The sequence below is a fragment of the Microcoleus sp. B6-A1 genome (assembly GCF_036705085.1).
In the GTDB taxonomy this organism is placed as follows: domain Bacteria; phylum Cyanobacteriota; class Cyanobacteriia; order Cyanobacteriales; family Microcoleaceae; genus Microcoleus.
Window position 1 is genome coordinate 1 of the sequence record NZ_JAUBTU010000130.1, and the last position, 17,300, is coordinate 17,300.

Annotated in this window: 15 protein-coding genes; 5 read left to right on the forward strand and 10 right to left on the reverse strand. The window is 46.2% G+C overall.

What is annotated here, in order from left to right; all coding sequences use genetic code 11:
• Nucleotides 1-109 precede the first annotated feature (109 nt).
• Nucleotides 110-709, reverse strand: a complete 600-nt coding sequence (locus QUB11_RS29160) for an IS607 family transposase (RefSeq protein ID WP_333205420.1) — start codon at nt 707-709, stop codon at nt 110-112.
• 287 nt (nt 710-996) lie between these two features.
• Here QUB11_RS29160 and psbU point away from each other — a divergent pair, with 287 nt between their 5' ends.
• Both psbU and nadB read left to right on the forward strand, forming a co-directional pair.
• Nucleotides 997-1,431 (forward strand): photosystem II complex extrinsic protein PsbU, encoded by a 435-nt coding sequence (psbU, locus tag QUB11_RS29165; protein ID WP_006635850.1) that lies wholly within the window; start codon nt 997-999, stop codon nt 1,429-1,431.
• Nucleotides 1,432-1,745: 314 nt separating this feature from the next.
• On the forward strand, nt 1,746-3,398 hold the full coding sequence (gene nadB / locus QUB11_RS29170; RefSeq protein ID WP_333206108.1) for an L-aspartate oxidase: 1,653 nt from the start codon (nt 1,746-1,748) through the stop codon (nt 3,396-3,398).
• 21 nt (nt 3,399-3,419) lie between these two features.
• Here nadB and QUB11_RS29175 read toward each other — a convergent pair whose 3' ends face one another.
• From QUB11_RS29175 to btpA, 4 genes are all read right to left on the reverse strand, one after another.
• A complete protein-coding gene (locus tag QUB11_RS29175) occupies nt 3,420-3,680 on the reverse strand; it encodes a hypothetical protein (RefSeq protein ID WP_333206109.1) in 261 nt (86 codons plus the stop codon).
• Between the two features lie 595 nt (nt 3,681-4,275).
• Nucleotides 4,276-6,411 (reverse strand): CHASE2 domain-containing protein, encoded by a 2,136-nt coding sequence (locus tag QUB11_RS29180; protein ID WP_333206110.1) that lies wholly within the window; start codon nt 6,409-6,411, stop codon nt 4,276-4,278.
• Between the two features lie 588 nt (nt 6,412-6,999).
• Nucleotides 7,000-7,923 carry a vitamin K epoxide reductase family protein gene (locus QUB11_RS29185; RefSeq protein ID WP_333392401.1) on the reverse strand — a complete coding sequence of 308 codons (924 nt, stop codon included), beginning with the start codon at nt 7,921-7,923 and terminating at the stop codon, nt 7,000-7,002.
• Between the two features lie 197 nt (nt 7,924-8,120).
• Nucleotides 8,121-9,008, reverse strand: coding sequence for a photosystem I biogenesis protein BtpA (gene btpA, locus QUB11_RS29190; RefSeq protein WP_333057464.1), 888 nt, complete (start codon nt 9,006-9,008; stop codon nt 8,121-8,123).
• A gap of 416 nt (nt 9,009-9,424) precedes the next feature.
• Between btpA and QUB11_RS29195 the strand changes: the two genes are divergently transcribed.
• Nucleotides 9,425-10,411: a GDSL-type esterase/lipase family protein gene (locus tag QUB11_RS29195; RefSeq protein ID WP_333206112.1), complete on the forward strand. Its 987-nt coding sequence runs from the start codon at nt 9,425-9,427 to the stop codon at nt 10,409-10,411.
• A 114-nt stretch (nt 10,412-10,525) separates the two neighbouring features.
• Here the strand turns inward: QUB11_RS29195 and QUB11_RS29200 are convergent, their stop codons facing one another.
• Nucleotides 10,526-11,650 carry an RNA-guided endonuclease TnpB family protein gene (locus QUB11_RS29200; protein WP_333206113.1) on the reverse strand — a complete coding sequence of 375 codons (1,125 nt, stop codon included), beginning with the start codon at nt 11,648-11,650 and terminating at the stop codon, nt 10,526-10,528.
• 636 nt (nt 11,651-12,286) lie between these two features.
• The gene (locus tag QUB11_RS29205; RefSeq protein WP_333392403.1) at nt 12,287-13,339 is read right to left on the reverse strand and encodes a Gfo/Idh/MocA family oxidoreductase; all 1,053 of its coding nucleotides are present in this window, start codon (nt 13,337-13,339) and stop codon (nt 12,287-12,289) included.
• Between the two features lie 506 nt (nt 13,340-13,845).
• On the opposite strand from QUB11_RS29205, the gene QUB11_RS29210 reads away from it, so the two are divergent.
• Complete coding sequence (locus QUB11_RS29210) at nt 13,846-14,499, forward strand: hypothetical protein (protein ID WP_333392405.1); 654 nt, start codon at nt 13,846-13,848, stop codon at nt 14,497-14,499.
• Nucleotides 14,500-14,535: 36 nt separating this feature from the next.
• Here the strand turns inward: QUB11_RS29210 and QUB11_RS29215 are convergent, their stop codons facing one another.
• From QUB11_RS29215 to def, 3 genes are all read right to left on the reverse strand, one after another.
• Nucleotides 14,536-15,873 (reverse strand): PrsW family glutamic-type intramembrane protease, encoded by a 1,338-nt coding sequence (locus QUB11_RS29215; protein ID WP_333392407.1) that lies wholly within the window; start codon nt 15,871-15,873, stop codon nt 14,536-14,538.
• A 177-nt stretch (nt 15,874-16,050) separates the two neighbouring features.
• Nucleotides 16,051-16,251: a hypothetical protein gene (locus tag QUB11_RS29220; protein WP_199292547.1), complete on the reverse strand. Its 201-nt coding sequence runs from the start codon at nt 16,249-16,251 to the stop codon at nt 16,051-16,053.
• Nucleotides 16,251-16,811, reverse strand: coding sequence for a peptide deformylase (gene def / locus QUB11_RS29225; protein WP_333107886.1), 561 nt, complete (start codon nt 16,809-16,811; stop codon nt 16,251-16,253). Before def ends, QUB11_RS29220 begins: the two co-directional genes overlap by 1 nt.
• A gap of 101 nt (nt 16,812-16,912) precedes the next feature.
• On the opposite strand from def, the gene QUB11_RS29230 reads away from it, so the two are divergent.
• The gene (locus tag QUB11_RS29230) at nt 16,913-17,260 is read left to right on the forward strand and encodes a DUF1648 domain-containing protein (protein WP_333392409.1); all 348 of its coding nucleotides are present in this window, start codon (nt 16,913-16,915) and stop codon (nt 17,258-17,260) included.
• The last annotated feature ends 40 nt before the right edge of the window (nt 17,261-17,300 follow it).

Here is a 17,300-nt window from a genome sequence, read left to right on the forward strand (position 1 = left end):
AGTCCGAGAGTTCAGCCTTGTGGCTGGAGACGCTATGTACGGACTTTCACCGTGATTTGCGTTTCAACGAATCGCACTCGACCTCTCAATGCGGTTGTATCTTAGTAGATTAATCGCTTTGCAGAGATTTTGCAAGTTTTTCGATAAGTTTTTTATTTTGGCTCGACCTAGAGCCGTACAGTCGAGCAGAAAATACGGTAATAATTTCTAAAACGTCGCTGGCAAGGTCTTCTTCAAAGGTTGTGTCTTCTTTTTTGTTCAAAATTACCACTTCTACTTCGTGATATTCGCAGAGTGAAAAAATAAGTTCAGATCCAAACCTTAGTAGCCTATCTTTGTGGGTAATTACAAGTCGAACCACTTCGCCGTCTAAGATGGTAGAGATTAGCTTTGTTAGTCCTTTTTTGCGGTAATTCATTCCACTACCTAAATCTCTAATGACTTCATATTCCCAGCCAAAAGACTGACAGTAGCCAGACAAGACAGCATCCTGTCTGTCAAGATCGGCTTTTTGATCGTGACTGGAGACTCTGGCATAAGCAAGTGTCTTTCCTGTTTTTTGTTCAACAAAGTCGGAAAGACGATATCGCCTGTGTCCGCCATCTGTCCGCACGGACTCTAGTTTTCCCTCTTTTTCCCAGCGTCGTATTGTGTCAACGCTGACCGCCTTGAGTTCTGCCAATTCACCAATGCTAATCAGTCTGTTCATTAATTTACCGAGAATCTGGTTCCTAAATCCTAGGTAAATCTAGGTAAATTGTCAACTGCCGTTAACCCCTTAAAATCGCAGTCCGAGTTTTTAATTTGGAGTGCCTTTTATAAACTTGCCTGCGATGCTAAAAAGTCAGCTAATATCATATATAACCTGCGTTGTCAATACCCCAATGGAAAGTTTATAACAGCCCTCTACCTATTGCGGATTTATCTGAAAAACTGCATAAGCAAAATGGTAGTCTCTACATAAATGCTGTGTATGAAATTGGGAGACAAAACTTCATGAAACGATTGGGTCGTCTATTGGCAGTATTGGGCTTAGTGCTGGGCTGCTTTGCATGGGCTGGAGACCAAAGCGCGATCGCGGCGTCATTAAGCCGTATCGTCTTGCCATCCTCCTCGCTCCTAGCTGTTGAAGCTCCGGCTAGAACCAATCGCGCTGATGAGAAGCTTGCCACAGAATACGGCAAAAAACTTGATTTGAACAACAGCGCCGTCCGGGACTTTCGGGAATTTCGAGGGTTGTATCCCACTTTAGCTCGACTAATTATTAAGAATGCTCCTTACGAAAATGTTGAGGACGTACTCAATATTTCAGACTTGACGGATGCTCAGAAAAAAGTGCTGCAAGCTAACATGGACAAATTCACCGTAACTGATGTTGAATCAGTCTTTATTGAAGGAGACAACCGGTTGAATAATGGTCTATACGACTAGGTAGCAGCGGGTCTCATTTGAAGTCAGAAGTCATTGGGCAGAAGGCAAACGGCCGAAAGAAAAGATTTTTTTCTATAGGCTGATGACTTCTGCCTTTAATTTCTCAAGACTTACTTTCAACCACCATTGGGCAAAAGGCGACCAAAATTCGCTAGATTGAAATAAGCGGGTTCCCCTGATTCATCTAAAATCTAAAATCTAAAATCTAAAATCTAAAATCCCTTGACTGACATTAGTTCAAGTCCCCAGATTCATCTGTAGACTCAATTCTAAAATCTAAAATCTAAAATCTAAAATTGACTGGCGGCAGACTTATGACTGACAAATTTGACGTATTGGTAATAGGTGCTGGCGCGGCGGGTTTGTACACAGCACTTTGCCTGCCAGAGCATTTACAGGTGGGCTTGATCAATAAAAATACCCTACCTGTTTCTGCAAGCGATTGGGCTCAAGGAGGGATTGCCGCAGCGATCGCCCCTGAAGATTCCGCAGCGCTGCACGTTCAAGATACACTGGCTGCAGGAGCCGGTCTTTGCGATTTGGATGCGGTGAAATTTTTAGTCGAGGAAGCTGGTGCTTGCATTGACTCCCTGGTGAAAATGGGCGTTGCATTCGATCGCACCGGCCCTGATTTAGCCCTCACCCTAGAAGCCGCCCACTCCCGCCGCCGAGTGCTCCACGCCGCCGACACTACGGGCAAAGCCGTGATCAGTACGCTGACAGCAAAAGTATTAAGCCGCAAAAACATTCAACTCGTATCTCCTGCCTTTGCTTTGAGTCTGTGGCTAGACAAAACCGGGCGCTGTCAGGGGATTAGCTCGATTTGTGGCTCACAAGTCAAGTGGCTGCAGGCCAAAGCCGTGGTGCTGGCGACAGGCGGCGGCGGACAGGTTTTTGCTCAAACGACCAATCCGTCGGTAAGTACCGGGGACGGGGTGGCAATTGCGTGGCGCGCCGGGGCGCTGCTGCGAGACTTAGAATTTGTGCAGTTTCACCCGACGGCGCTGAGCACAGCGGGCGCGCCTCGGTTTCTGATTAGCGAAGCGGTACGGGGAGAAGGAGCTCATTTGGTTGACAGTAAGGGATATCGCTTTGCTTTTGACTCTCACCCCAGCGGGGAACTCGCCCCTAGGGATGTTGTCAGTCGCGCTATTTTCCGCCACTTGCAGAAGACGGGGGAACCTCATGTTTGGCTGGATTTGCGCCCGATTGCGGTCGATCGACTGCGCTACAGGTTTCCGAATATTATTCAAGTGTGCGCTGATTGGGGAATTGATATTTTTTCCGAACCGGTGCCGGTGACGCCCGCAGCCCATTACTGGATGGGAGGAATTGTCGCTGACAAGTTTAACCAAACTTCGATTCCGGGTTTGTACGCGGTGGGAGAAACTGCGAGCACGGGGGTACACGGCGCTAATCGGTTGGCGAGCAATTCGCTGCTGGAATGTCTGGTTTTTGGGGCGCAGATGGGACTTTTGCAGCTAGAAGGTGGAACGCCGGAGGCATTCGCCGATCAGTTCGAGGCGCGGGAAATCTTGGAAAAATCGATTTCTGAAAAGGATATTGAGGCGATCGAAAGGTTGCGGGTTGAATTGCGGAATTTGGTGTGGCAGAGTGCGGGAATTTGCCGGGGACAGCGGGATTTGGAAAGGGCGATCGTCCAACTTGAAATTTGGCGGCAAGAATTTGCTTCCTTGCCTTTGAGTCAAACGCTTGATAATTTACGGCCCGGACAAATTATTGATTTTTCCCCTGCTGAGGCCCAGAATAGCTCGATTTTGCGAAATTGGGGAGAAGTTGGCAATTTATTGGATATCGGCTACTTAATTGTCAAAAGTGCTGCGTTTCGCACCGAAAGTCGCGGCGGTCATTACCGAGTGGACTATCCCCTCACCGATCCGGATTGGTGCAGCCATACTTTAATTAACCAATCCAATTGGTACAAATCTCCGCGAATAGAAGATTGAAAATTTATTGAAAATTTGGGGTCAGCGCGTTCCCGTACCGTCACTTTCGGGGATCCCGTTCGGGGGTGGTTCGTATTGTTGGGGATTTGCCAAGCTAGAGGTTGGTGTAACTGTCCCAACTCTGGGGGTCGATGGCGTCCGGATCTTGCCCGCGCTACGGGCTTTTGTGAAATTGCTAGTTGAGCTGCTGGTAAGTCGAGCCGCATTTGCAGTGCCGACTACATTCACTTGCAGGCAAGCAGCGAGGGTTGCCGTTGTTGTGAGCTGAATCAAAGTACGCATAGTATTCACCGCCTTATTCCAATCACCGCAATAGATCCACGTCTGTACCACCTATTATATCTATCAATTTCCGTATTTCCACTGATATCTTTACATTTACTTTAATTAACTTTCGTAAGTTTACATGAATTTTTTTACATTAAGGCTTTTTGGCGATTTGAATTTGGTTTCAGGTTGTGATTTATTTTAATATTTTGTAACATTTAGATGAGACGGCAAGTTGCTCTCATAAGTTTTATATTTAAGTTTTATATTTTACTTAATCTATCTAATTACAGATGACAGATTAGAGGAGTTAAATTATAGGATATTAGATTTTAGATTTCACTACTTTGGACATTTTTTTGAACTGTTTCAAAAAGCTTAGAGGGCTTACAGTTTAAGGAGCCAGCTATTTTTTTAAGTTAGCTGCACAGGGGACGCCTGAAATAATATCTCCCTCACGGTCCAATTAGGGTTTGAGGTCGAAAAATTGCTCAAATTTTGTCGGAAATAATTGAGATTTTAGATAAAAAATTGAATAATTACAAATGACTTATCAATATCGGGGTGGGGACTTTACCTACAGTTGCATTATGTTTTTAACTGGTCTTAATTAATAAAAGTGATATTGATTTTTCCCGCGTTCCTTAGCACGATACATCGCAACATCGGCATTCTTAACTAAAATCTCTGGCTCTTGACCGTCAATGGGATATAAACTAATGCCAATACTTGTAGTTACAGAAACTGTATGTTCTTCTAAAATAAAAGGCTGCATGATGGCGTCGCAAATTTTTTCCGCTACTTTCGCAGCTTCCTCGCTACCTGGAATTGCGGGCAAAATGACTGTGAACTCGTCGCCGCCCAACCGCGAGATTGTATCACTGCCGCGCAAGCATTTTTTGAGCCGACTGGCAACTGTTTTTAAGAGTAAATCGCCCACATTGTGTCCGAGAGTGTCGTTGATTGATTTAAATCCATCTAAATCTAAAAACAGTAAAGCTACCAATTCCTGATTGCTGGAGGCTATTTCTAGAGACCGATGCAAGCATTCGTAGAACATTTGGCGGTTGGGCAAACCGGTAAGAGCATCGTGATAAGCTTGGTGGCTGAGCTCAGCATTTTTTTGTTCTAGGGCATTTTGCCGGAGTTGGCGATCGGTAATATCTCTAATTGCTCCGACTAAAAAGAGATTGCCTGCAGCATCTTTATGTAGGGATCTTTTAGTCGCAATCAGATGCGTAATTCCGTGAGCGTCTGTAAAATATTCTTCATTTTCTCGCGGCTGGTGAGTTTGAAATACTAATTCGTCTTGCTGCCAAAATATCTCGGCTTCGGCTTGGGGAAATAAATCGTAATCGGTTCGGCAAGTTAAAATTTCTAAAGGATAGCCAATAAACCGACAATATGCCTGATTCAAAACTACGCAGCGGTGAGATCGATCTTTGACAAAAATGGGGTCGGGAATTGTATCGATTAGCGATTGTAAAAATTCTTTAGACCGTTTTAATTCTTCTTGCAAGTGCGCCAGATAACCCACAACTGCGGCACCAGAACCCAAAAGACTGAGGATTGGAGGAATTAACGGTAGCCACCAACTTGCTAAAAACACCAAGTATAAACTGGCACTCAGACCTAGACAGATACTTAATAAACAATAAGCCGATCGACCAAGCGATCGCAAATTCCAACTCACATTTGCTCCCGCCCAAGACCACAGCAAAATCCACAGCAACTCCGCAGCCTCTGGCCAGACATTGATACCCCCGCGCCCGTCGAGAGCTGCACTCAAAATTTGGCTCAAAAAATGAGCCTGAAGCTCGACTCCTGGTATTTGTTGGGGAGGACTAAACCAACCGGAACTGTAAGAATTTTGGTAAAAGTCTTTGAGGCTGGGGGCATTGGAGCCGATCAAGACAACGCGCGATCGTACAAAATCAGCAGGTACTTTGCCAGAAAGCACATCGCCCATCGATGCAGTGCGAAAACTGCCTCGCGGGCCGCGCAGGTTGGTCAAAATTTGATAGCCACGGCTGTCCGATCGAACGTAAGCACCGTCATTCGGTTGAAAAGGCCGAAAAACCCCCTTGCCTAACTGCAAGTATGTAGGATTGACTCTTGCTGGTTGAGGCGAAATTCCTTCGCTTTTGAGGTAAAGCAAAGCCAGTCTGAGTGCGAAACTTTGATGAGTTTTGCCGTCTCCGGGCCAAGCGTAGAGCAAAGTTCGCCGCACTTTTGAGTCAGCGTCGATGACAACGTTGTTGAAACCGATTCGATCTAGCTTGTCAAGTACCGGAGGCGGGCGAACTCCCAACCTGGTTTCGTCTGGCATCAACTCAATGCCGATTAAGTTGGGAATAGTTTTAAAAGTTTTGAGCAATTCGGCGTTACCCGGTTGAGTTGGCAAATCTCGGTAAATGTCGAGGCCGATCGCCCGTGGCTTGCCAGCGTGCAATTTTTGCAGCAATTGGGCCAAGACAGCATCCGAAATTGGGTAGCCGTATTTTTGCAAGTCAGCTTCCTTAATTTCTACAATGACGATGCGCGAGTCAATTGGTTCGGCCGGCCGCCAGCGCACAAATTGGTCGAAAGCAGCCCATTCCCACACCTGAAAACATCCGAACCAGCGCATTACAATCACCGTACTAGCAACGGCACTCGCAGTAATCAATACTCGGCGTTCTCGATCGACCCATTTTTTGATACTTTCTAGCATATTTTGGGGATGTGGGCCTCGCCTTGTGAGCATCTAAACTACTACTACGTATAGGTTTTACATCTCCGGGGCGATCTGCTCAGTCGATTTTAGATGTTAGATTTTAGATTATCCAATTTTTTGGTTTTTCGGTGCGGGCGAGCCGATTTTAGATGTTAGATTTTAGATTATCCAATTTTTTGGTTTTTCGGTGCGGGCGAGTCGATTTTAGATGTTAGATTTTAGATTATCCAATTTTTTGGTTTTTCGGTGCGATCGAGTCGATTTTAGATTTTAGATTATCCAATTTTTTGGTTTTTCGGTGCGATCGGGCTGCAAGAGCAGAAACCGGATTTCGCCACCAAAATATGTCATTTCAACAATCATTCTGGAAGCAGAAACCCGGTTTCTGGCGTTTTTGTGTAAAAGTTCTAGTATTTATTCGCTGCTCTAAATACTAGAGAGCCACAAATTGTTTTAAACTTTTTCGTTCTCACTAATTTTTACTATTTTTTTATTGATTATAGATGCGAGATTTTAGATTAATTTCGCCGCACTAGCCCACGATAAACTAAGTTAAAAATCACGATATTTCCTGCCAATCAATCTAAAATCTGTCATCTATAATCTCAAACTTTCCTGTTAGTTTTGAAAGTTGCGGGGGCCCGTGTAACCCGATAAATCAGCGAGTTTATCCAAAGATTGTGTCCCCGAATAAAACTGACCATTTATCTCCCAAGTCGGGAAACCTTTAACATTCGCAGCAGCAGCTTGGCAAATTTCAGCGCGGGAATTTTGCCCCCTGGGATCGCATTCAAAATAATCAATTATTTTGGCTGCTTCTTTGCCGAACAGCATTTTTTGGTCGTGGCAGTGGGGACACCAATAAGCGCCGTACTCTTTAGCGCCGATTTGTCGGAGGTGGCGGGCCAAAGCAATTTGTGCCGGGCCGGAGGTTGTAGTGACGGCAGGAGGTACAATTCCGGGGGTAGAGACAGTAGGAGGAGGTGACTTGACGCTGTTATAAAGTCCCAAGGCGCCGATCGAACTCACCATTGCCACCAAAATGCCTGTAAACACCAACTGCCCGATATCTTCCCACTCGCGCCCGACTAGCACCAGCACAAACAGCGACAGCGCAAATAAGGCAGAAGTGACGCAGTAAATGCACACATCCTGAATTTCAAAAGCCATCAAATACATCAAATAGCTGCTGAAAATTACCATCGCAGCGGTGATGATAAATAGCGCTTGCCAAGTTTTGTTTTCTAGTTGAGAGTGCAGTCCTTTCTTGGTGTCGGGATTTACAGCTTTGGGAGCCAATGCCAGGATTGCTATGCTTAGGTAAGCCAGACAGCCTAACAAACTTAAAGGCACTGTGCCAAAGACTGTAGCGTAGGGACTGTTGAGAACTTTGTCGCAGCCGCTGGTGGGACAAATGACCGAGCCATTGGTGAATTTAGCGATCGTGAGATAGGCCGTTTCTACGACGCCTATGGCTGCGATCGCTGCCATCAGAGTCCTAGACCAGCGATGAATCCAAGGGGTTGAACGTCGGCGAATCATTTTTTGATTTGGTAATTGATAATTGGGAATTGTTGACTGTTGACTGTTGACTGTTGACTGTTGACTGTTGACTGTTGACTGTTGACTGTTAATTCTTAACTAATGACTGATGACTGATAACTGATGACTACTGACTACTGCCAACTGCCAACTGCCAACTGACTACTGCCAAGAGTCAACAGTCAACAATTCCTATTTTACGTTTTACTTGTGACTTTGCCCGGTTCCGGTGTTGGCCCTCTTGAGCCATTAGCATCTCTATTTTCCTGTTCGGGCTCTTTCTGTGACAAGCTGCGGCGGGCGGCTTCTACAAACTGACTGACGCGGATCGGATCGATGGGCTGCTCGATGCGGCCGTTTCGCTTCAGGGAACTCGATACGATTACGCCGTCAGCGGCCTGCATGAGGGTGGAAATGTTTTCCCACGAGGCGCCGCTACCGATGAAAACTGGAATTCCCGCCGCTGCTGCACTCGCGAGTTCTAAGTCTTCGAGATTTGGAGGGCTACCAGTTGTCCAGCCGGAAAGGATTACGGCGTCGGCTAAAGCTCGCCCGATCGTCTCTTGGACGGCTGTGGTCAAGTTGGGGCTGCCTAGGGGTCGCCCGTGCTTGACTAACACGTCTGCTAATATTTTGACATCGCTGCCCAATTCCCGGCGGTAGCGCAGTAGCTGGTGAGCTTGGCCTTCAATTAAGCCTTGGTCTGTAGCCATGATGCCGTTGAGGACGTTGACGCGGATGAATTGAGCTCCTGTGCAGGAGGCGATGGCGATCGCGCTGTGGGCGTCGTTTCGCAGCACGTTAACGCCGATCGGCAGCGTCACGAGATTTGTTAGCCTCTCAACTACCAGAGTCATGGCACTTACCACCGCCGGATCTACGCTGTCTTTAGCAAAAGGAGCGTCGAAAAAGTTCTCGACTATGATACCGTTTGCGCCACCAGAAGCCAGCGCTGTAGCCTCTTGCTCGGCTCTTCCGATAATAGCTTTGAGGTTTCCGCCCCAGCGGGGAGAAGTTGGCAAAGGCTGTAAATGTACGACACCGATTATGGGATTCGGCGTTTTGAATATTTGTTTTAAGTCCACGGATTTTCCTGAAACCACCAATTTCACTGACTGCTGACGGCGGATGAGTCACGGTATATTCTAGAATTCTATATCCACGGGGGCGATTCGGTTGACTTAATCGGGTCGCCAAGTTGCTCAAACCCCGCAGCCATAACAGTTTAGATTTGAGATTTGAGATTTGAGATTTGAGATTTTACAAAGGCGACCTACTTACCTTACTCAAAGACGGATATTTGCTTCAACACAGGAGTCCTCGAAAGCAAAAAAAGTTTAGATTTTAGGGAGATTTCCCAGATTCATCTGTGGAGTCAATGCTTTAATCTTTAATCTTTAATCTACTGACTACAATCGGGGTTGAGAGCTTGACTGCTGTTGCATTCTTTTTTATACCTTGGTGTCGGCAGGGGTTTATCCTTCTCTCTTGAGGTTAAGTGGTGAAAGTTGTTCTCATAATTTTGGCTGTCACCGCAGGATTGGGGGCGGCAATCGAAGTGATCCTGCGGGTGCTGCTGGGTTTTGGTAATCCGTTGATTTACATTGCCGATGCCGAGTGCGGCTATTTGTTGGCGCCCAACCAAAAGGTGCGTCGCTTGGGCAACCGGATTGAGATTAACGAGTATTCGATGCGTAGCGGAGCGATCGCCCCGATACCCCCTCCAGAAACTCTGCGTGTCTTGCTGTTGGGAGATTCTGTCGCCAACGGCGGTTGGTGGACACATCAGACAGATACAATCTCGGAAATTATGGCTCAGAATTTGAGACTGCTAGTACAGAATCTGGCGAGCGATGCACAATTAGCTTCACAAGTCAACTATTCAACTTTTGAAGTTCTCAACGCCTCAGCCAATTCTTGGGGGCCGAGGAATCAACTTGCTTACGCCAACCGGTTCGGTGTTTTTGGGGCAAATGTTGTGGTGTTGCTGCTCAATACGGACGATTTGTTTGCATCGGCTCCCTGTGCTCTGGTTGTGGGGCGCGATCGATCTTACCCGGATCACAAACCCCGATCGGCTACGCTAGAGTTATTGAGCCGCTACCTGCTACCAGCAGTGCCGACTCCCCAATTGGCAGCACCCGGACCCACAAGTGGCGATGTAGTAGCCTGCAACTTAGAAGCTATTCGCCAAATCCAGAAAATAGCTGTATCGGCTAACGTCGAGTTTTTGCTAGCCGTCACGCCGAAGCGGGGCGAACTCGGCGGCCTGGGCCCTCGCGACTGGGAAGTCAAAGCTAGAGCGCGTCTCGCCGAACTCGTAGAAACAGAGAAAATTACTTACATAGATTTTCTTCCCATTTTCAATTGTGCGGCCGAATTTCCAACTTTGTATCGAGACAGCATTCACCTGAGTCCTCAAGGAAATCAGCTAGTTAGCAAAACCATCAGTCGTCAAATAGTCGCTCTTTTTTGGCATAAATCCTGACTCCACCTAAAGACGGATACTTGCCCACGACTGCTTTGTAAAACTTACCTAAACTTGTCTAAAATCGTTTTTAGACACAATCCGAGTTCACTTCCTACGCTGTTGGGTAGACGGCTAATCCCAAGATAAGTAGGCTATCCCCCTGGCTGCCAAGGGTTCCCAGTTTAAAATATTTAAACTCGCATTCAAATCACGATCTAAAGAGATGCCACAAGCAGGACAGTCAAACGTCCGAACGCTTAGTGGCAGATCTTTTTTCTTGCCACAATTAGAACAGGTTTTAGAGCTAGGGAACCATTGATCTACCAGCACTAAAGTTGCTCCATACATTTTGCACTTGTAATCAAGTTGGCGTTTGAATTCGTAAAATCCTAGATCGGATATTGCTCCAGCTAACTTGTGATTCGCCATCATGCCTTTTATATTCAAGTCTTCAATCAAAATTCGCTTGAATTTTTTGGCTAAATAAGTTGTTAACTTGTGAAGAAAATCGAGGCGAATGCTAGCTATCCGCGCGTGGAGTCTGCTGATCTTATTATAGGTTTTGCGTTGGTTTTGGGAGCCTTTTACCTGTTTTGATGCTTGGCGCTGCAAAGTAGCAAGTTTGGTTTTCGCACTGGCTTTCAAGGGTTTTGGTGCATCAAAGACCTGGTGGTTTGACAGTGTGGCCACATATTTAATGCCCACATCGATTCCCACGGATGCCTGAGACTGTTGAACTGGTAAACGTTCGGCGTCAACACAGAAGGAAACAAACCAACGACTTCCTTCTTTTGAAATCGTAAAAGTTTGAGACACGTAACTGCATTCTAGGGCTTCGTAGAGCCGAAAAGTTCCCAAGGTAGGAATCTTTATGGTGTTGCCAGCGCTTAGTAGAACTTGGACGTTAGACGAATCGACTGTAAAAGATTGACCGTCTCGGCGACTAGCGAATCTTGGATGACCTGCTTTCCCAGAGCGATACCGACTAAACGCATCTTTTAGATCGATTAACGCATTTTGGTAAACTCGACTAGACAACTGGTTCATCCAGCCGAATTCAGGCTGTTTCTTGACGTAGTTGGTGAGAACTTTTTTGACTTCGTTGATTACCTTGGAGTCGGTAAATTTCCCCTCACTATACATTTGAGTCCGCAAGCTTAACCCAAAGTTAAATACTACGCGCCGGAATCCTGCGTGTCTTGCCATCAAAGTCGCTTCGTTGCTATTCACTTTTAGCGCTCGTTTAACGGCAAACATAGAACTTCCTCAAGGGCGATTAAGTATGGATAAGTTTAGCGAACTATTTGGCACTTAAGTCTTGCTCCTGTTGTCGAGTGCAAAAAGTTAAAACCTTAGTTCAAGCCCCCAGATTCATCTGCAGAGTCAATCTCAAGTCTAAAATAGTTCGACTGAGCGCAACTCGACGCACGCGCTCGCCGAAAGTCTCACGCCGAATTGTCCAACCTCAAATCAACTGACATCGAATCCGGTTGCATGGGAACAGTTACCGATACTTTTTTGCTAACATTTGCTAACACATACATAAGTTGAGAACAGATCTCTAACCGGGCGCGTATCAACCGATGCCCGTAGAAATTTCTACAAGCACTTATATTCTTGCCTTCAGCTTGGTTATCGCTTACAGCTATTAGCCAATCTGATTATTTGCTTTGATAATGTAGAGGCAACTTATTTATATAGCGGTTGCGTACTATCAAGGTTTTTCACCTACATCTGAGTGGCTAAATTCATTCTATATGATATAAAGACCTCGGGAAAATGTAAGTGATTGTTAGCAAATGTCAGAAAAAGTCTTACTGTTAATCAACCCTTTTCAACGAACAACAAACCCAAACTGTAAAAGCAGCCGGAAACGACACGATTTGTCTCGATTTAGCTAACTTGCAAAGTAGACTCTAGCTCTTTCGGATACCAAGCTTGACCGTCGAGAGCCATTTGCTCGATCAAACTCGCAAGCCGCAGAGCTTTGAGAGCTTGTTCTCCTCCCACAGAAGGCTGATTTCCACCCCGCACGCAATTAATAAAATGCTCCAATTCTGCGTGGAGCGGTTCAATATTGCTGGTGTAAACTTTCTCGATCAACCCATCTTGACGGTAAAGCACCTGACCGTAATCCGTCACGTAATTGGCGGTTGTTTGTCGGTGAATCAAGATTTCGTTGTTGAGAAAATCTGCCTCTGTCAGAGAATTTTTGCAGTGAGCCACGATTGAACGGAGTTTGCGGTGTGTCACCTTACTGGCAGTCAGGGTGGCGACAATGCCGTTAGCAAAGTTCAACGTCGCTGTCACGTAGTCTAAATAACCTGAATCTGATGCCCTGCTGCCGCTGGCTGTCAGCTTCACCACTTGGGAATCTGCCAATTCCAAAAGCAAGTCGATGTCGTGGATCATTAAATCCAAAACTACCGATACGTCGTTAGCCCGCTGGGAATAGGGACTCATCCGGTGAGCTTCCAATGCCAGTAACTCTTCAGTTTTCAGCACTTTGCCGAGTTCCTGAAAAGCTGGATTGAAGCGCTCGATGTGACCCACTTGTAAAATCCGGTGGGCCTCAGCAGCCGCGTTGACCAAAGATTCGGCTTCGGCAATGCTAGCCGCGATCGGCTTTTCAATTAAAACGTGAACACCCGCTTGGAGACAAGACATCCCCACAGGGTGATGCAGGCGAGTTGGAACGGCGACGCAAACTGCATCTACGTGGGCGAGCAAATCTCGGTAGTCTTCAAAGAAGCGAACCCGGTATTTGCTTGCTACATCTATTCCCCGCTCTACATTTATGTCTGCAACACCCACGAGTTCGATATCTTTTAGCAAGCTCAGAACTCGCGTGTGATGCTGGCCCATATTGCCAACCCCAATCACCCCAATGCGGAGGGGTTCGAGTTGACTTCGCTGGGCGAAAACGTTTGCGTATCCCAATGACATCCTATCTAGCACTCCTGGATTCTCCTCCACCACCACAGGAATCAAGCCCCTTGGCTTCCCTCAGCTACTCACAGCCATCCAGATAGTACCACAGTCAAACTATTTGTGAAGAATTTCTAAGTTCAGTTGCGATTATCGCATCCGGCAATTAAGCAGTAGCTACTCATACACAAGGGCAGAATACTGGGGTAATATGTCGGGAAATTGCGTATTGACAAAATTTATTAAGTGTGTACAGGCAGCAGGACGATCGTCCGCAGCATCCCAACAACACAAACCCGTGGGAATATTTGGCGATTACGAGCAAACATTTTTCTAGTTTGTGTTCAAAAGTAATAGTGAAAGTCATAAATTATACAAATACAACAAATGAGGCATCCGTATTAGTTCGGTTATTTACATTCTGCAATCTTTGAATTCAAAAAAATTTACTTTAAGAATGCGGATAATTACGGGCGATCGCTCGCTCAAATACACTAGACTTACGTAAAGCTTAATAAAAAACAATGAGTCAAAAACACAGGCCCAGATTAGGAAGTGCGATCGCTAGCACAATTTTAAGTTTGTTTTCAGCGGTGTCATTAGCAGGAGTAGACAAAGCACAAGCCGCCGTACTTACCTACAATTTCGATGTGGACAATGGTAGTACAGCTAGCGGGTTTTTTAAGTTGAATAACTCCTCGCTTACAGGAATAGGATTTGAAGAAATTGCCGTTTCCGACGGAAGATTGGAACGATGGGAAAAATCTTACAATTTGGCAGGGGCTACAGCTTCTTTTGAGCAAGGAGATTTTCGCGGACTGTATGCAAGCGGCGGCTACAGTGTGATGAATGAATATATCAGTCCTCCAGACGAACCAGGAGGGCCTTTTTACTGGGTGCATGAGAGCTACGAATCTTGGTCTATGGGATTGACCTATTTCTCGTGGAGTCACGAGACTGTTCACAAACAGATGAACTATCAATCATATATAGACGATGGATTGCTCATCGTCGATTCCTATATTCCATACTCTAGAGGGTGGGGGTACTCTGATGTTTCCTACACTCTAGTGGATACCGCAGCCGAACCAGTTCCCGAACCTCTCACCGCTGGGGCCGCAGCTTTAGCATTGGCAGGTTTAAGCTGGTTAAAACACAAGAAAAAAATGGCAGCTTGAGGTGCGATCGCACTTTAACAATTAAGCACTCAGCAGTCACTTTTCAGAAAATATTCTCGTGGCAAAATTTTTCTCTCGATTCGGAGACAGAGCTCTGGCTTTCAAAATCGCAGCTACCAAAAACGCATAGGACAAAACTCCCACCAACGCCAGCAAAAGTACGCTGGCGGCTCCTGACGCATTCCACAAAGCGTGAAGTGCCGAAGCACTGAAATAACCTACTCCCAAAATTTGCCACCGCTTCCTGGGTTTGAGGGCGCTCAAACCGATAAAATATCCCAAATAGCCGCTGTAAGCCATGTGTCCGGCGGCGGAACCCAAAATGCGGGGAATTAGCAACTGCAATCCTACTAATTGTCCGGCGTCCGGCCCTGCTTGCAGGGTGACATTTTGGATGACATTGGGAACGTACTGTCCCAGAGTTTCTAACAGTGTAAAGCCGACTGCCGAAGCACTTCCTAACAGAATTCCGTCTAAAGGTTCCCAAACGCCGATTCGATCGCGCCACGGATTTTTCAGCCAATTTCCCAGCAACATCGCTCCCAAAACGGGCAGGGCTTTCAGCAATTCTTCCATTAGACCTGCCCCGAAAAACATTCTGGTCAAAAAAGGCAAAAAACTGATTGTTTCGCCTTCGGTTGGCAGGCGGCCGGGCAAAATTTCTCTAAATACGAATATAAATCCAATTAATAAGGGGCTGATCACAATCAGGACTGTAGCTAAAGCCGAACCAAGCAATACCCACCAAGGCTTGTGTTTGCCGCATAGTTGATAGATAAAGTAGTAAGCCGCACCGGCGAGGTAAGCTGACAGCAGCAAGTTGAATGCTGCGGAATTTCCAACCGCGACAAACATGGACACGACAACAATAACTGTGGCAATACCTGGATATAAGTAAGCTTTTTGGCTTAATTGTTTGCCAGTGGAGGCGATCGGGAATAATTGAGTTAAAGTGAGAGCATCTTTTTCGCTACCAGCAAAATTGCCCGTTTGTGGTGCTCTTAATCCGGGTTGATTTTGGTAAGAGCTTACGGGAGATTCAAATATAAATTCAGGGCCGTCAAGGCCGAGACTGATGCGATCGCCTGTTTCTAAAGTTTGGCAGCCAGAGAGCTTTTTTCCGTTGATATAAGTTCCGTTAGCGCTGTTGAGGTCGCAAATTTCCCATCTCGTCACAGTACCCTGAGTTAGGGGACGGATCATGGCGTGGCGACGGGAAACCATGCCGTGACCGATCGACTCTAAAGCTATTTGACAATTGCGATCGCGTCCGATGACCAATTCCCCATCTTCAGAAAGTTGGTATTTGGATGCTGGGGTTCCCCCAGCGTCTTTTGCTGGCACTTGTCGCAGAAATCCGATTTCATTAGTCATGAGTTATGAGTCATTAGTCCTTAGTCATTTGTCATGAGCTCGCGAGCTGTTAGCTGATGTTATTTTTGAGCAGTCTTTATTCCACAGTTATTGGTTGTTAGCTGCTGACTAATTACTAATGACTAATGACTAATTACTAATAACTGCTAACTAATGACTAATGACTAAAAACTCTGCTTATAGATTTGCCCTGGCATCCTGAACGGCTGCATAGAAAAATATGCCAGTTAGCGGTACGCTCAGGGCGAGGATAATGCCCGTGACTAAATTTCCAAGTTGAGCTTCTCCCGATGACAGCTCAAAGATGGAGCCGACTGCCGCGATCGCAGTGATGCACGAAAGAGCTAATAGTAAACCACTTTTCGGAGTTCCTGCCATCATACTGATTTTACTGCCTTTGGCGAAAATTTCTGCTTGACTAATGCTTCATTCAGTGCCAGCTTGTTTTCTACTCTGTCTACAAACAGCACTCCGTTGAGGTGATCCATTTCGTGCTGAATTGCCCTCGACAGTAACTCTGTTGCTATCAGGGTTTGTGGGCGGCCGTATTCGTCGCGGTAGGAGACTTCAATGACTTCTGGGCGTTTGACTTCTAAATAAACTCCCGGAATGCTCAAACACCCTTCTTGCAAGATGCAGATATCGCTGCTGCTACTTTTGATGGTGGGGTTGATCAAAACCATTGGGGGTGTGGCGGGGTTTTCCGGGTCGCAGTCGAGCACGATTACTTGTTTGTGGACTCCGACTTGGGGGGCAGCCAAACCGATGCCATCCGCACTGTACATGGTTTGCAGCATTTCTCGGACTAGCTGCCGAATTTCTGCATCGACGCTTTTGACGCGCTTAGCTGGCTGCCGCAGGACGCGATCGCCTAATGTGTGTATTGTTAGGGGCGGTTTTTCTAACTTTTTCTTTTCAATCAAAACCTGAGCCGTCATAGAACCTCGCGGGATGTTTGGAAACCCCCAACGAAAGCTGTTGGGGAATGGAATTGGAACCAATACTATTATTTTCAATATTAATCTAATTTTCAGTAGCCATGACTGGAAACGCACCAAACCAACGGCCGGTTATTTCTCTGGGGCTTTCGCCTGTTTTAGTGGCGGTAGAGCTTTTAGGTGCGATCGCGATTTTGCTGGCTGTTTTGCTCATCGTCAAGTTTTGGGCGGTTTTGCCCGATCGAATTCCGATTCATTTCGGCTTAGGGGGGCTGGCTGATGCTTGGGGCGACAAGGTGACCAGAGAAATGGGTACAAGCCTCCCCCTTCTAGGGGGACTTTCAATGAAGATGTCTTCAGTGAGGAGTCTGAATAAACAAGCTCCTATTTATTCAGAGTGGCTGTATAATGGTTATCAGAAAATTGGGTTTAAAACCCCGTCCTTCTAGGACGGCTTTAATTTCTTAAATCCATTCCTAAAAATCCGTA

Bases quoted from the DNA above. Each gene is read 5' to 3' on its own strand.
- QUB11_RS29160 (WP_333205420.1), bottom strand. From the start codon at position 709: ATGAACAGACTGATTAGCATTGGTGAATTGGCAGAACTCAAGGCGGTC.
- psbU (WP_006635850.1), top strand. From the start codon at position 997: ATGAAACGATTGGGTCGTCTATTGGCAGTATTGGGCTTAGTGCTGGGC.
- nadB (WP_333206108.1), top strand. From the start codon at position 1,746: ATGACTGACAAATTTGACGTATTGGTAATAGGTGCTGGCGCGGCGGGT.
- QUB11_RS29175 (WP_333206109.1), bottom strand. From the start codon at position 3,680: ATGCGTACTTTGATTCAGCTCACAACAACGGCAACCCTCGCTGCTTGC.
- QUB11_RS29180 (WP_333206110.1), bottom strand. From the start codon at position 6,411: ATGCTCACAAGGCGAGGCCCACATCCCCAAAATATGCTAGAAAGTATC.
- QUB11_RS29185 (WP_333392401.1), bottom strand. From the start codon at position 7,923: ATGATTCGCCGACGTTCAACCCCTTGGATTCATCGCTGGTCTAGGACT.
- QUB11_RS29200 (WP_333206113.1), bottom strand. From the start codon at position 11,650: ATGTTTGCCGTTAAACGAGCGCTAAAAGTGAATAGCAACGAAGCGACT.
- QUB11_RS29205 (WP_333392403.1), bottom strand. From the start codon at position 13,339: ATGTCATTGGGATACGCAAACGTTTTCGCCCAGCGAAGTCAACTCGAA.
- QUB11_RS29210 (WP_333392405.1), top strand. From the start codon at position 13,846: ATGAGTCAAAAACACAGGCCCAGATTAGGAAGTGCGATCGCTAGCACA.
- QUB11_RS29215 (WP_333392407.1), bottom strand. From the start codon at position 15,873: ATGACTAATGAAATCGGATTTCTGCGACAAGTGCCAGCAAAAGACGCT.
- QUB11_RS29220 (WP_199292547.1), bottom strand. From the start codon at position 16,251: ATGGCAGGAACTCCGAAAAGTGGTTTACTATTAGCTCTTTCGTGCATC.
- def (WP_333107886.1), bottom strand. From the start codon at position 16,811: ATGACGGCTCAGGTTTTGATTGAAAAGAAAAAGTTAGAAAAACCGCCC.
- QUB11_RS29230 (WP_333392409.1), top strand. From the start codon at position 16,913: ATGACTGGAAACGCACCAAACCAACGGCCGGTTATTTCTCTGGGGCTT.